The organism is Streptomyces mexicanus, assembly GCF_902506575.1.
Classification (GTDB): Bacteria; Actinomycetota; Actinomycetes; order Streptomycetales; family Streptomycetaceae; genus Streptomyces; species Streptomyces mexicanus.
Genome location: NZ_LR732544.1, coordinates 4559856 through 4573604 on the forward strand (window position 1 = coordinate 4559856; position 13749 = coordinate 4573604).

Here is a 13749-nt window from a genome sequence, read left to right on the forward strand (position 1 = left end):
CCCACCGGACTCGGTGACGTCCGGCTGCTGCCCCGCGTCGAGCAGGGCGAGCGGCTGCACGCGCTGCTGTGGCGGGCGGGCCCGGGCGTGCGGATGATCAGCACCGCCGTGCTCGGCGGCGGCATCGGCGAGCGGGGCTGGGTCCTCAACGCCCAGGTGGCCCACGGCTACCGGCGCACCGACCCGGACCGCCACCTCGCCCGCCTGGCCGAGGAGGCCGGGCTGCGCGGGCCGGGCGTGGGCCTGATGACGGCGGCCGACGTCTCGCGCCACGGCCAGGCCGCGGACGGCGGCGCGGAGGCGGTGGTCACCGCGGGCATATCGGTCCGGGGCTGGGCCGCGTCCCCGGAGAAGGGGACCTCCCTGCCCGGCCGGCCGGGCACGATCAACATCATCGCCGCCCTGCCCGTGCCCCTGACCGACGCCGCCCTGGTCAACGCGGTCACCACCGTCACCGAGGCCAAGGTGCAGGCGCTCGTGGAAGCCGGCCTCGACTGCTCCGGAACCCCCACCGACGCCGTGTGCGTGGCCGCCCGCACCCCCGCCCCCGGCGAGACGCCGCACGCGTTCGCCGGCCCCCGTTCCCTCTGGGGCGCCCGCCTGGCCCGCGCGGTCCACCGAGCGGTCCACGCCGCCCTGCCGCACCACTGAGCCACGGGCGGTAGGGCCGCCCGGCTTCCTTGCCCCGACCACGCACCGTTCAGGCGTGGTTCACCGCCGACCCGGGGAATCGGGGACCGGCCGCCTGGCTCACTGTCCCAGCGGCTTGATCAGGGTGTACTCCGTGATGCCCGGCGGATAGTCGGGGATCGCGCACACCACCTTGTAGCCGTGCCGGCGGTAGAAGTCCGGGGCCTGGAAGTCCCAGGTCTCCAGGCGAGCGCCGGTGCACGCGCGCCGGTCGCGGGCGATGCGTTCGGCGCGCCGCAGCAGCCGGGAGCCGAGGCCCGCGCCCCTCAGGGGGGCGTCCACCCACAGGTAGGCCACGTGCAGCCAGTTCGCCCAGGTGTGGCCGACCAGGCCGCCGGCCAGGGCACCGGAGGGGTCCGTCGCCCACACGTGCAGCGGCTCCTCGCGTCCGGCGGGGGACTGTCTCAGGGCGGCCAGCGCCGGGGAGGCGGCGGTGTTCGTGTCGCGGAGGCGGGAGCGGAGCAGATCGCGGCGCTCGTTGTCTACTTCTGCCTCAATACGAAACATGCGGCACACCATAGACCGCACCTCACGGTCAGTTCCGCGAATTGCCTTCCCCTCCCGGCCCCCGGCCGTACTCTGAGGAACGGTACCGGTGGGGGCCGGTGCCGATCAGGGGGCGAGACAGCCGGGTACGGCGCCCGGCGTGGGGGTAGCCATTCCGCAGGGCGGCGGCCGTGCGGTCGTGGCGGCCACGCCGATGCCGTACCCGGGCCCGCCGGCCTCACCACAGGTGTCCGCCCGCCCTGATGACGGGAATCCCCTGCTCCGCCGGGAGCTTGGGGAAGGGGGTTTCAGTGCAACGCATCCGAGTCCTGGTCGTGGACGACCACCGCATCTTCGCCGAGTCGCTCGCCGCCGCGCTGGCCGCCGAGCCGGACGTCGAGGTCTCCGCGGCCGGATCGGGCCCGGCGGCGCTGCGCTGCCTGGAGCGGGCGGCCGCCGAGAGCCGCCGTTTCGACGTGGCGCTCGTCGACGCCGACCTCGGGCACAGCGCCCCCGGCGGGCGGGCCGTCGTGCCGGTGCAGCCGGTGCCGGAGGGCACCGCCGACGGGCTGGTGGACGGCATCTCCCTGGTCGCCGGGGTGCGCGGCGCCCACCCGGGGGTGCGCACCGTCGTCCTCGCCGAGAAGGACGATGCGCACCGCGCCGCGCTCGCCCTGCAGGCCGGGGCCTCGGGCTGGGTGGCCAAGGACTGCTCGCTGTCCCGGCTGCTCACCGTCGTCCGCGGGGTGCTGCGCGACGAGACGCATCTGCCGCCGGCCCTGCTCACCGGCGTCCTGCGCGAGCTGACCGCCGCCCGCAAGCACCGCACCGAGAGCGAGCGCCTGGTGGAGTCGCTGACCCCGCGCGAGCGGGAGGTGCTCCGCTGCATGGTGGCGGGCCTGGGGCGCAAGGCCGTCGCCGAGCGCCTGTATCTGTCCCCGCACACCGTCCGCACCCACATGCAGAACGTGCTGGGCAAGCTCGGCGTGCACTCCACGCTCGCCGCGGTGGCCCTGGCCCGCCGGGCCGGTGTGGGGCCGGCCGACCTGAGCGGGGACGGGCTAGCCGGGGATGTTGTCGAACGGGGCGGTCAGCTGGCGTAGCAGCCCGGCCAGCTCCGCGCGCTGGGCGGCGGACAGCTCGCCGAGGATCGCCCGCTCCTGCTCCAGCAGGCCCGCCAGCGACTGGTCCGCGCGGTCGCGGCCCTCGTCCGTGAGCCGGACCAGCACGCCGCGCCGGTCGCTGGGGTCGGGCAGGCGCTCCACCAGCCCCTTCTTCGCCAGCCGGTCGATGCGGTTGGTCATCGTGCCCGAGGTGACGAGCGTCTGGGTGAGCAGCTGCCCCGGCGAGAGCTGGTACGGCGCCCCTGCGCGCCGGAGCGCGGTCAGCACGTCGAACTCCCAGGGCTCCAGGCTGTGCTCGGAGAACGCCAGACGACGTGCGCGGTCCAGGTGCCGGGCCAGCCGGCTCACCCGGCTGAGCACCTCGAGCGGTTCCACGTCGAGGTCCGGGCGCTCCCGGCGCCACGCTGCGACCAGTCGATCGACCTCGTCCTCCATGACGCTCAGTGTAGTGGTTGTGTCGACATGAAGTCTCTTGACATCAACTCTCTTGACGTCGAGATATGTCTCGGGGCAGGGTGGGCACAGACCCCGAGGAGGCCACCATGACCGACCACAGCCCCGTCTGGGACCCCGCACAGTACCTGCGCCACGCCGACCACCGCGCCCGCCCCTTCACCGACCTGCTCGCCCGGATCCCCGACCTGCCCGCCCCGGCGCACGGCCGGCCGCCCCGCATCGCCGACCTCGGCTGCGGCCCGGGCAACGTCACCGCGCTGCTCGCCCGCCGCTGGCCCACCGCGCACATCACCGGCTACGACAACTCGCCCGAGATGCTCGACAGGGCCGAGGTGGACCACGCCGGCCCCACCCCCGGCGGCGGCCGCCTCGACTTCGCCCACGCCGACGCCCGCACCTGGACGCCCGACCAGCCCTGCGACCTGATCGTCAGCAACGCCACCCTGCAGTGGGTGCCGGGCCACCTGGAGCGCTTCGCCGACTGGGTGGCGGCCCTCAGGCCCGGCGGCACCTTCGCCCTCCAGGTCCCCGGCAACTTCTCCGCGCCCACCCACCGCCTGATGCGCGAGCTGGCGGAGTCCGCCCGTTTCCGGGACCGGCTGGCCGGCGTCCTGCGCCACGCGGACGCCGTGCACACCCCCGAGACGTACCTGGAGCGGCTGACCGGCCTCGGCTGCGCGGTGGACGTGTGGGAGACGACGTACCTGCATCTGCTGCCGGGCCGGGACCCGGTCCTGGACTGGATCAAGGGCACCGGCCTGCGCCCCGTCCTGACCGCCCTGGCCGACGACCCGGACCTGCGCGAGGCGTTCCTCACCGAGTACACCGCCGCCCTGCGCGCGGCCTACCCGCCCGGCCCGCACGGCACCCCCTTCCCCTTCCGCCGCGTCTTCGCGGTGGCGACCAAGGAGGCGTGAGACGGTGCTCAGCGCGATCGACCACGTCCAGCTCGCCGCCCCGCCCGGCTGCGAGGACCGCCTGCGGGCCTACTACGCGGACGCCCTGGGCATGACGGAGATCCCCAAGCCGCCGGTCCTCGCCGCACGCGGCGGCTGCTGGTTCCGGGCGGGGACCGTACAGCTCCACCTGGGGATGGAGGAGGACTTCCGCCCGGCGCACAAGGCCCACCCGGGCCTGCGGGTGACGGACATCGAGGCGTACGCGGCCCGCCTGGCCGCACACGGCGCCCCGGTCACCTGGGACGACGACCTGCCGGGCCACCGCCGCTTCTACTCCCGCGATCCGGTGGGCAACCGGCTGGAGTTCCTGGAGCCGGCGTAGCCCCCGAACCCCTACGCCTTGCGGTGCCCTATCAGCCGCGGCTTCGGCTCCAGCCCGTCCAGGCCGTGCCAGGCCAGGTTCACCAGATGGGCGGCGACCTCGGCCTTCTTCGGGCGGCGGACGTCCAGCCACCACTGGCCGGTCAGGGCGACCATGCCGACCAGGGCCTGGGCGTACAGCGGGGCCAGCTTGGGGTCGAAGCCGCGGGACTTGAACTCGCGGCCCAGGATGTCCTCCACCTGGGTGGCGATGTCCGAGATGAGCGAGGCGAAGGAACCCGTGGACTGGGGGATGGGGGAGTCACGGACCAGGATGCGGAACCCGTCCGTGTACTCCTCGATGTAGTCCAGCAGGGCGAAGGCCGCCTGTTCGCACAGCTCGCGGGGGTGGCCGGCGGTCAGCGAGCTGGTCACCATCTCCAGCAGCCGCCGCATCTCCCGGTCCACCACCACCGCGTACAGGCCCTCCTTGCCGCCGAAGTGCTCGTACACCACCGGCTTGGAGACCCCGGCCTTGGCCGCGATCTCCTCCACCGAGGTGCCTTCGAAGCCTTTCGCCGCGAAGAGCGTGCGACCGATCTCCAGCAGCTGCTGGCGGCGCTCGGCACCGGTCATTCGGGTGCGGCGAGCTCGCCGCGGCTTGTCATTGCTGGAGGTGCTGCTCGAGTCGGTCGCCACGGCTCCATCATGCCGCCTTGACCGGCTCCTTCCGGCGCCGGGAGCCGCGATCGTCGGTGGTGCGGCGGGAATCGATACGCGAGCGTGACGGCCAGCGCACGTCGTAGGCCCAGCCGAGCTGCTCGAACCAGCGGATGATCCGCGCCGAGGAGTCCAGCTGCCAGCGCTCCACACCGTGCCGGGCGGAGGTCGGGTCGGCGTGGTGCAGGTTGTGCCAGGACTCGCCGCACGACAGGATCGCCAGCCACCACACGTTGCCCGAGCGGTCCCGGGACTTGAACGGCCGCTTGCCCACCGCGTGGCAGATGGAGTTGATCGACCACGTCACGTGGTGCAGCAGCGCCACCCGGACGAGCGAACCCCAGAAGAACGCGGTGAACGCGCCCCACCACGACTGGGTGACCAGCCCGCCGATCAGCGGCGGCGCCAGCAGCGACACCGCCGTCCACAACGCGAACTGCCGGGAGATCCGCCGCATCGCCGGGTCCTTGATCAGATCCGGCGCGTACTTGTCCTGCGGGGTCTGCTCCTCGTCGAACATCCAGCCCACATGGGCCCACCACAGGCCCTTCATCAGCGCCGGGACCGTCTCCCCGTAGCGCCACGGCGAGTGCGGGTCCCCCTCGTGGTCGGAGAACTTGTGATGCCGGCGGTGATCGGCCACCCAGCGCACCAGCGGGCCCTCGACGGCCATCGAGCCGGCGATCGCCAGCGCGATCTTCAACGGCCGCTTGGCCTTGAAGGACCCGTGGGTGAAGTGCCGGTGGAAACCGATCGTGATGCCGTGGCAGCCGAGGAAGTAGAAGAAGACCAGCAGACCGAGATCCAGCCAGCTCACCCCCCACCCCCAGGCCAGCGGCACCGCGGCGAGCAGCGCCAGGAACGGCACGGTGATGAACAGCAGCAGCGTGATCTGCTCGATCGAACGCTTCTGCTCGCCACCCAGCGTGGCGGACGGCAGCGCGGCGGCCGTCGCCCGGGGGGCTTCGTCGATCACGTCGGAGGAGCGTTGGGTCATGGGCGTCCCCTGGGGGGTCGAGGGTCGAGACATGTTCCGGAGGTTCGGGTACCCAACTCCCTACGGTTCCGTAACCTACGGCAACGTAAGTATGGCAGTGGGTCGCCTCGCGGCAAGAGCCCCTGGCCTGCGCGTCCCGTCCGACACCTAGACTTGGAGTCGGTCGGACAGCGCGGTCCGCTCTGAAGATTCCTTCCCGGATGCCCGGCCCGTATGCGGCACCCGCCGCGCGCGGCACCCGTCCGGGTTCCCCTCCCAGACGATCCCACCCGTCGCCCGCCACCGCCCCTTACGAGGATCCGCTGGCGCGGCGCACCTTACGATCTGCAAGGAGCCGCACCTGTGAGCAGTGCCGACGACCAGACGACGACCAGTAGCGAGCTGCGCGCCGACATCCGCCGACTGGGGGACCTCCTCGGGGAGACCCTGGTGCGGCAGGAAGGCCCCGAACTCCTCGAACTGGTCGAAAAGGTACGCCGTCTCACCCGGGAGAACGGCGAAGCCGCCGCCGAACTGCTGCGCGGCACCGAGCTGGAGACCGCGGCCAAGCTGGTCCGCGCCTTCTCCACCTACTTCCACCTCGCCAACGTCACCGAACAGGTCCACCGCGGCCGTGAGCTGCGCGCCCGCCGCGCCGCCGAGGGCGGCCTGCTGGCCCGCACCGCCGACCGGCTCAAGGACGCCGATCCCGAGCACCTGCGCCAGACCGTCGCGAACCTCAACGTCCGCCCGGTGTTCACCGCGCACCCCACCGAGGCCGCCCGCCGCTCGGTGCTGAACAAGCTGCGCCGCATCGCCGCACTGCTGGAGACCCCGGTCGTCGCCTCCGACCGGCGCCGCCTGGACACCCGCCCGCCCGGTGTTCACCGCGCACCCCACCGAGGCCGCCCGCCGCTCGGTGCTGAACAAGCTGCGCCGCATCGCCGCACTGCTGGAGACCCCGGTCGTCGCCTCCGACCGGCGCCGCCTGGACACCCGCCTGGCCGAGAACATCGACCTCGTCTGGCAGACCGACGAACTGCGCGTGGTGCGCCCCGAACCCACCGACGAGGCCCGCAACGCCATCTACTACCTGGACGAACTGCACGCCGGCGCCGTCGGCGACGTCCTGGAGGACCTCACCGCCGAACTGGAGCGCGTCGGCGTCAAGCTGCCCGACGACACCCGCCCCCTCACCTTCGGCACCTGGATCGGCGGCGACCGCGACGGCAACCCCAACGTCACCCCCGAGGTCACCTGGGACGTGCTGATCCTCCAGCACGAACACGGCATCAACGACGCGCTCGACATGATCGACGAGCTGCGCGGGCTGATGTCCAACTCCATCCGCTACACCGGCGCCACCGAGGACCTGCTCGCCTCCCTGCAGACCGACCTCGACAACCTCCCCGAGATCAGCCCCCGCTACAAGCGGCTGAACGCCGAGGAGCCCTACCGGCTCAAGGCCACCTGCATCCGCCAGAAGCTCGTCAACACCAAGCAGCGCCTGGCCAAGGGCACCCCCCACGAGGCCGGCCGCGACTACCTCGGCACCGCCGAACTCCTCGCCGACCTGCGCCTGGTCCAGGACTCCCTGCGCGCCCACCGCGGCGGCCTGTTCGCCGACGGCCGGCTCGCCCGCACCATCCGCACCCTGGCCGCCTTCGGCCTGCAGCTGGCCACCATGGACGTCCGCGAGCACGCCGACGCCCACCACCACGCCCTCGGCCAGCTGTTCGACCGGCTCGGCGAGGAATCCTGGCGCTACGCCGACATGCCCCGCGAGTACCGCACCAAGCTGCTCGCCAAGGAGCTCAGGTCCAGAAGGCCCCTCGCCCCCAGCCCCGCACCCGTCGACGCGGCCGGGCAGAAGACCCTCGGCGTGTTCCAGACGGTGAAGCGGGCCCTGGAGGTCTTCGGGCCCGAGGTCGTGGAGTCCTACATCATCTCCATGTGCCGGGGCGCCGACGACGTGTTCGCCGCCGCGGTCCTCGCCCGGGAGGCCGGCCTGATCGACCTGCACGCCGGCTGGGCGAAGATCGGCATCGTGCCGCTGCTGGAGACCACCGAGGAGCTGCGCGCCGCCGACACGATCCTGGAGGACATGCTCTCCGACCCCTCCTACCGGCGCCTGGTCGCGCTGCGCGGAGACGTCCAGGAGGTCATGCTCGGCTACTCCGACTCCTCCAAGTTCGGCGGCATCACCACCTCCCAGTGGGAGATCCACCGCGCCCAGCGCCGGCTGCGCGACGTCGCCCACCGCTACGGGGTGCGGCTGCGTCTCTTCCACGGCCGCGGCGGCACCGTCGGCCGTGGCGGCGGCCCCACCCACGACGCCATCCTCGCCCAGCCCTGGGGCACCCTGGAGGGCGAGATCAAGGTCACCGAGCAGGGCGAGGTCATCTCCGACAAGTACCTCATCCCGTCCCTGGCGCGGGAGAACCTGGAACTGACCGTCGCGGCCACCCTGCAGGCCTCCGCCCTGCACACCGCGCCCCGCCAGTCCACCGAGGCCCTGGCCCGCTGGGACGCGGCCATGGACGTCGTCTCCGACGCCGCCCACGCCGCCTACCGGCGCCTGGTGGAGGACCCGGACCTGCCGGCGTACTTCCTCGCCTCCACCCCGGTGGACCAGCTCGCCGACCTGCACCTGGGCTCCCGGCCCTCGCGCCGGCCCGGCTCCGGTGTCTCGCTCGACGGCCTGCGTGCCATCCCGTGGGTGTTCGGCTGGACCCAGTCCCGGCAGATCGTCCCCGGCTGGTTCGGTGTCGGCTCCGGTCTGAAGGCGCTGCGCGAGGCCGGCCTGGACACCGTGCTGGAGGAGATGCACCGCGAGTGGCACTTCTTCCGCAACTTCGTCTCCAACGTCGAGATGACGCTCGCCAAGACCGACCTGCGCATCGCCCAGCACTACGTCGACACCCTCGTACCCGATGAGCTGAAGCACATCTTCGACGTCATCAAGGCCGAGCACGAGCTGACCGTCGCCGAGGTCCTGAAGGTCACCGGCGAGGCCGAACTCCTCGACCACCAGCCGGTGCTGAAGCAGACCTTCGCCATCCGCGACGCCTACCTGGACCCGATCTCCTACCTCCAGGTCGCCCTGCTCAAGCGGCAGCGCGACGCGGTGGCCGCCGGCCAGGAGGTCGACCCGCTGCTGGCCCGCGCCCTGCTGCTGACCGTCAACGGCGTGGCGGCCGGCCTGCGCAACACCGGCTGACCAGGCGGCGGCGGCGGCGAAGGGACCAGCAACGGGACCGGCGGGCCGCGTCAGTGGTATAAAGGGGCCGCCCCCCCCCCCAGGGCCCCCCGGCCCGCCCCCCCCCCGCCCGCCACGACCACCGAGGCCAGCAGCAGCGCACCGCCCAGCGGAGCCCACGCGTACAGGACCCCGGCCGGGCCCGAGCGCAGCACCCGGTCGGTGCCCGGCTTCACCACCACGTCGTACCTGCCGCCCTTGTGCACCGCGACCGCGTCGACCTCCACCCGGTCCCGGGCCTTCGACCCCGGCGTCACAGGCGTGTACGGGCCGGTGCACGTCTCGCCCGCGCAGTGCGTCACCTCGACCGTGCCGCGCTCGCGGCCCTTGGTCAGCATCACGTACGGCGCACTGCTCCAGGACGCCCACACCCCGGCGATCAACAGCAGCGCCGCCACCGCGCCCGTGGTCACCACCCGGCCGAACCGCAGCGCGGCGAAGGAGGCCCTGCGGGCCGCACCCGCGGCCGTACGGCCCTGCTGCGAGGCACGCGGGGAGCGGGAGGAACGGCGGGCGGCTGCGGGGGCGGCGGCAGGCATGGCCGGGATCATTGGCCATACCCCTACGTCCGGTCAACACCCTGGGGGCCGGGCGCCCGCAACGTCACGAGTTGTACGCGCTCTGCGCCCGCTCCAGCCCGTCCGCCAGCAGACACTCCACCGCGTCCGCCGCCCGGTCCACGAAGTAGTCCAGCTCCTTGCGCTCCGCCGCGGAGAAGTCCTTCAGCACGAAGTCCGCCACCGGCATCCGCCCCGGCGGACGCCCGATCCCGAACCGCACCCGGTGGTAGTCCCGGCCCATCGCCTTCGTCAGCGACTTCAGCCCGTTGTGCCCGTTGTCGCCGCCGCCCAGCTTCAGCCGCAGCGTGCCGTAGTCGATGTCCAGCTCGTCGTGCACGACCACGACGTTCGCGAGGGGCACCTTGTAGAAGTCCCGCAGCGCGTTCACCGGCCCGCCCGACAGGTTCATGTACGACATCGGCTTGGCCAGCACCACCCGGCGGCTGCCCGGCCCGGGCGGACCCATCCGGCCCTCCACCACCTGGGCCTGCGCCTTGCCCGCCCGCTTGAACCGGCCCCCGATACGGTCGGCCAGCAGATCCGCCACCATGAACCCCACGTTGTGCCGGTTCATGGCGTACTCCGGTCCGGGATTGCCCAGGCCGACGATCAGCCACGGGGCCTGCGCGGACGTCGCCGGAGTGCTCACGTGCATGTCTCCTTGATACGCGCCGGCCGCCGCCCCCGCACACACGTACGGAAGCAGCGGCCGGCGAAACGACGAAAGGGGGAGAGGATCAGGCCTCGGTCTCCTCGGCCTCGCCCTCACCCTCCGCGGCCTCCTCGGCCTGCGCCTGCAGGACCTGAAGGACCACGGCGTCCTCCTCGATGGCCAGCGACACACCGCTGGGCAGGGTGATGTCCTTGGCGTGGATCGAGGCACCGGCCTCAAGACCCTCGATGGACACGGTCACCTGCTCCGGGATGTGCGTGGCCTCGGCCTCGACCGGCAGCGCGTCCAGGACGTGCTCCAGCAGGTTGCCACCCGGGGCCAGCTCGCCCTCGGTGTGCACCGGGATGTCGACGGTGACCTTCTCGCCCCGCTTGACCAGCAGCAGGTCGACGTGCTCCAGGAAGCCCTTCAGCGGGTCGCGCTGCACGGCCTTCGGGATCGCCAGCTCGTTGGTCTTGCCGTCGATGTCCAGGGAGATCAGGACGTTCGGCGTACGCAGCGCCAGCAGCAGGTCGTGGCCCGGGAAGGTCAGGTGCAGGGGCTCGGAGCCGTGCCCGTACAGCACACCCGGAACCTTGTCGGCGCGACGGATACGGCGCGCGGCACCCTTACCGAACTCGGTACGGGTCTCGGCGGAGAGCTTCACCTCGGACATGCTCTTCTCACTCCTCGTAGTAGTACGGGAACAACGGTCGGGGTCACCCGGCCAACGAACGGCCTGCTACGAAGAGCGCGTCGATTACGGACCGCCGTACCCGTCTGTGAAACGGCCACGGCCTCCCTCGCCGAGCAACTGCAGCAGTTTACCCAGCCAGGGAGGCCGAACCAAAAACGATCTCCGGGCGGTCCCCGGCGATCACCAGAGTGATCGTTCCTGCGCGATCGTCAGCGCGTGACCGTCAGCGCGTGACCGTCACTGCTCGTCGAACAGGCTCGTCACCGAACCGTCCTCGAACACCTCACGCACCGCCCGCGCCACCGTCGGCGCGATCGACAGCACCGTGATCTTGTCCAGCTCCAGCTCACCCGGCGTCGGCAGCGTGTTCGTGAACACGAACTCGCTCACCTTCGAGTTCTTCAACCGGTCCGCCGCCGGACCCGACAGCACACCGTGCGTCGCCGTCACGATCACGTCCTCCGCGCCGTGCGCGAACAGCGCGTCCGCCGCCGCGCAGATCGTGCCACCGGTGTCGACCATGTCGTCCACCAGCACACAGACCCGGCCCTTCACATCACCGACGCCCTCGTGCACCGTGACCTGGTTCGCCACGTCCTTGTCCCGCCGCTTGTGCACGATCGCCAGCGGCGCGCCCAGCCGGTCGCACCACCGGTCCGCCACCCGCACCCGGCCGGCGTCCGGAGACACGATCGTCAGCTTCGAGCGGTCCACCTTGCTGCCCACGTAGTCCGCCAGCAGCGGCAGCGCGAACAGGTGGTCCACCGGGCCGTCGAAGAAGCCCTGGATCTGGTCCGTGTGCAGGTCCACCGCCAGGATGCGGTCCGCACCGGCCGTCTTCATCAGGTCCGCCACCAGACGCGCCGAGATGGGTTCACGTCCCCGGTGCTTCTTGTCCTGCCGCGCGTAACCGTAGAACGGCACGATGACCGTGATGGAACGGGCCGACGCACGCTTGAGCGCGTCGATCATGATCAGCTGCTCCATGATCCATTTGTTGATCGGAGCAGTGTGGCTCTGGATCAGGAAGCAGTCCGCGCCACGGGCCGACTCCTGATAGCGCACATAGATCTCACCGTTGGCGAAGTCGAACGCCTTCGTCGGGACGACCCCGACACCCAGCTCGTGGGCGATTTCCTCGGCAAGCTCGGGGTGGGCGCGGCCGGAGAAGAACATCATCTTCTTCACGCCGGTCGTCTTGATCCCGGTCACAGCAGTGTCTCCTCGAAGGGGGTGTTCGCAGCTGGATGTCGAGATGACCTCGTCAACCGTGTCAAACCGTGCGCACGTGTCCAAACCGTGCGCGAGAGGCCGTCTCAGCTGGTAGGGGTGCGGGTGTGCACTTATCACGGTACGCCGAGTTCGGCGCCCTTGGTTCCGGTCAGCCCTCGCTCTCCGGCTTCCCCGACGCCGCCTCGGCCGCCTTCGCCGCGGCACTCCCCGGACGCTTGCGCGCCACCCAACCCTCGATATTCCGCTGCTGACCACGGGCCACGGCCAGCGAACCGGGCGGCACGTCCCGCGTGATCACCGACCCGGCGGCCGTGTACGCGCCGTCCCCGATCGTGACAGGTGCCACAAACATGTTGTCCGAACCGGTACGGCAATGCGAGCCCACCGTGGTGTGGTGCTTGTCCTGCCCGTCGTAGTTCACGAACACGCTCGCCGCACCGATGTTGGTGTACTCGCCGATCGTCGCGTCCCCGACGTACGACAGGTGCGGAACCTTCGTGCCCTCGCCGATCCGGGCGTTCTTCGTCTCGACGTACGTGCCCACCTTCGACTTCAGCCCCAGCCGCGTACCCGGCCGCAGATACGCGTACGGCCCCACCGAAGCCTGAGGACCCACCACGGCCCCGTCGGAGACGGTGTTGTCCACCCGCGCACCGGCCCCCACCTTCGTGTCGGTCAACCGGCTGTTCGGCCCGACGACACTGCCCTCGGCCAGATGCGTCGCCCCGTGCAGCTGCGTGCCCGGCAGCACCGTCACGTCCTGCTCGAACGTCACCGTCACGTCCACCCAGGTCGTCGCCGGATCCACCACCGTCACGCCCGACAGCATCGCGGCCGTCAGCAGCCGGTCGTTCAGGATCCGCCGCGCCTCGGCCAGCTGCACCCGGTTGTTGATCCCGGCGATCTCCCGGTGATCGGCGGCCACACAGGCCCCCACCCGGTGACCGGCCTCCCGCAGGATCCCCAGCACATCGGTGAGGTACTCCTCACCCTGGCTGTTGTTCGTCCGCACCTTGCCCAGCGCGTCGGCCAGCAGCCGGCCGTCGAACGCGAACACCCCGGAGTTGATCTCCCGGATCGCGAGCTGCTCCTCGGTGGCGTCCTTGTGTTCCACGATCGCGGTCACCGCGCCGCCGGCGTCGCGCACGATGCGGCCGTAGCCGGTGGCGTCCGGCACCTCGGCGGTCAGCACGGTGACGGCGTTGCCGTCCTCGGTGTGCGTGGCGGCCAGCTTCGTCAGCGTCTCGCCGGTGAGCAGCGGGGTGTCCCCGCACACGACGACCACGGTGCCGTCGACGGCCCCGCCCAGCTCCTCCAGGCCCATCCGGACCGCGTGCCCGGTGCCCTTCTGCTTGTCCTGCACGGCGGTGCGGACCTGGGAGTCGACCTCGGCCAGATGCGCGGTCACCTGCTCACGCGCGTGGCCGACCACGACGACCAGGTTCTCCGGCTCCAACTCACGCGCAGCAGCGAGCACATGCCCGACCAGGGAACGGCCACAGATCTCATGCAGGACCTTCGGTGTGGCCGACTTCATACGGGTGCCCTCACCCGCTGCGAGAACGACGACGGCTGCCGGGCGGATGGCGCTCACGGGATGCCCTTCGGCTGTGGGGTGGGGTGGACATCCGCAGGAT

Annotated in this window: 14 protein-coding genes and 1 pseudogene; 6 read left to right on the forward strand and 9 right to left on the reverse strand. The window is 71.7% G+C overall.

The window, feature by feature from the left end:
• Nucleotides 1–651, forward strand: a 651-nt coding sequence (locus GV126_RS20500; RefSeq protein ID WP_159668883.1) for an adenosylcobinamide amidohydrolase, incomplete at its 5' end; no start/stop codon positions are given.
• 99 nt (nucleotides 652–750) lie between these two features.
• Here the strand turns inward: GV126_RS20500 and GV126_RS20505 are convergent.
• Nucleotides 751–1197 (reverse strand): GNAT family N-acetyltransferase, encoded by a 447-nt coding sequence (locus GV126_RS20505; RefSeq protein ID WP_159668886.1) that lies wholly within the window; start codon nucleotides 1195–1197, stop codon nucleotides 751–753.
• A gap of 290 nt (nucleotides 1198–1487) precedes the next feature.
• On the opposite strand from GV126_RS20505, the gene GV126_RS20510 reads away from it, so the two are divergent.
• Nucleotides 1488–2279, forward strand: coding sequence for a LuxR C-terminal-related transcriptional regulator (locus GV126_RS20510; protein ID WP_159668888.1), 792 nt, complete (start codon nucleotides 1488–1490; stop codon nucleotides 2277–2279).
• Here GV126_RS20510 and tamR read toward each other — a convergent pair.
• Nucleotides 2238–2735: a MarR family transcriptional regulator TamR gene (gene tamR / locus GV126_RS20515; protein ID WP_028421704.1), complete on the reverse strand. Its 498-nt coding sequence runs from the start codon at nucleotides 2733–2735 to the stop codon at nucleotides 2238–2240. The two genes, GV126_RS20510 and tamR, sit on opposite strands and share 42 nt — an antisense overlap.
• A gap of 107 nt (nucleotides 2736–2842) precedes the next feature.
• On the opposite strand from tamR, the gene GV126_RS20520 reads away from it, so the two are divergent.
• Nucleotides 2843–3673 carry a trans-aconitate 2-methyltransferase gene (locus GV126_RS20520; RefSeq protein WP_159668891.1) on the forward strand — a complete coding sequence of 277 codons (831 nt, stop codon included), beginning with the start codon at nucleotides 2843–2845 and terminating at the stop codon, nucleotides 3671–3673.
• A gap of 4 nt (nucleotides 3674–3677) precedes the next feature.
• Entirely contained in the window at nucleotides 3678–4037 is a 360-nt protein-coding gene (locus GV126_RS20525; protein ID WP_159668894.1) for a VOC family protein, read from the forward strand.
• An 11-nt stretch (nucleotides 4038–4048) separates the two neighbouring features.
• Here the strand turns inward: GV126_RS20525 and GV126_RS20530 are convergent, their stop codons facing one another.
• Complete coding sequence (locus GV126_RS20530; RefSeq protein WP_159668897.1) at nucleotides 4049–4714, reverse strand: TetR/AcrR family transcriptional regulator; 666 nt, start codon at nucleotides 4712–4714, stop codon at nucleotides 4049–4051.
• Between the two features lie 7 nt (nucleotides 4715–4721).
• Entirely contained in the window at nucleotides 4722–5732 is a 1011-nt protein-coding gene (locus GV126_RS20535) for an acyl-CoA desaturase (RefSeq protein ID WP_159668900.1), read from the reverse strand.
• A gap of 342 nt (nucleotides 5733–6074) precedes the next feature.
• Between GV126_RS20535 and GV126_RS37200 the strand changes: the two are divergent.
• Both GV126_RS37200 and GV126_RS20545 read left to right on the forward strand, forming a co-directional pair.
• Nucleotides 6075–6573 (forward strand): annotated as a pseudogene (locus GV126_RS37200) (phosphoenolpyruvate carboxylase); the annotation flags it as partial.
• A 57-nt stretch (nucleotides 6574–6630) separates the two neighbouring features.
• Complete coding sequence (locus tag GV126_RS20545) at nucleotides 6631–8931, forward strand: phosphoenolpyruvate carboxylase (protein ID WP_438947878.1); 2301 nt, start codon at nucleotides 6631–6633, stop codon at nucleotides 8929–8931.
• Between the two features lie 50 nt (nucleotides 8932–8981).
• On the opposite strand, the gene GV126_RS20550 is transcribed toward GV126_RS20545, so the two are convergent.
• The 5 genes from GV126_RS20550 to glmU all read right to left on the reverse strand — a co-directional run bounded on the left by GV126_RS20550 (nucleotide 8982) and on the right by glmU (nucleotide 13706).
• The gene (locus GV126_RS20550; RefSeq protein WP_159668903.1) at nucleotides 8982–9521 is read right to left on the reverse strand and encodes a hypothetical protein; all 540 of its coding nucleotides are present in this window, start codon (nucleotides 9519–9521) and stop codon (nucleotides 8982–8984) included.
• A gap of 52 nt (nucleotides 9522–9573) precedes the next feature.
• The gene (gene pth, locus GV126_RS20555; protein ID WP_159668906.1) at nucleotides 9574–10185 is read right to left on the reverse strand and encodes an aminoacyl-tRNA hydrolase; all 612 of its coding nucleotides are present in this window, start codon (nucleotides 10183–10185) and stop codon (nucleotides 9574–9576) included.
• An 82-nt stretch (nucleotides 10186–10267) separates the two neighbouring features.
• A complete protein-coding gene (locus GV126_RS20560) occupies nucleotides 10268–10858 on the reverse strand; it encodes a 50S ribosomal protein L25/general stress protein Ctc (RefSeq protein WP_159668909.1) in 591 nt (196 codons plus the stop codon).
• 258 nt (nucleotides 10859–11116) lie between these two features.
• The gene (locus GV126_RS20565) at nucleotides 11117–12091 is read right to left on the reverse strand and encodes a ribose-phosphate diphosphokinase (RefSeq protein ID WP_159668912.1); all 975 of its coding nucleotides are present in this window, start codon (nucleotides 12089–12091) and stop codon (nucleotides 11117–11119) included.
• 169 nt (nucleotides 12092–12260) lie between these two features.
• Nucleotides 12261–13706 carry a bifunctional UDP-N-acetylglucosamine diphosphorylase/glucosamine-1-phosphate N-acetyltransferase GlmU gene (glmU, locus tag GV126_RS20570; protein WP_159668915.1) on the reverse strand — a complete coding sequence of 482 codons (1446 nt, stop codon included), beginning with the start codon at nucleotides 13704–13706 and terminating at the stop codon, nucleotides 12261–12263.
• Nucleotides 13707–13749 lie beyond the last annotated feature (43 nt).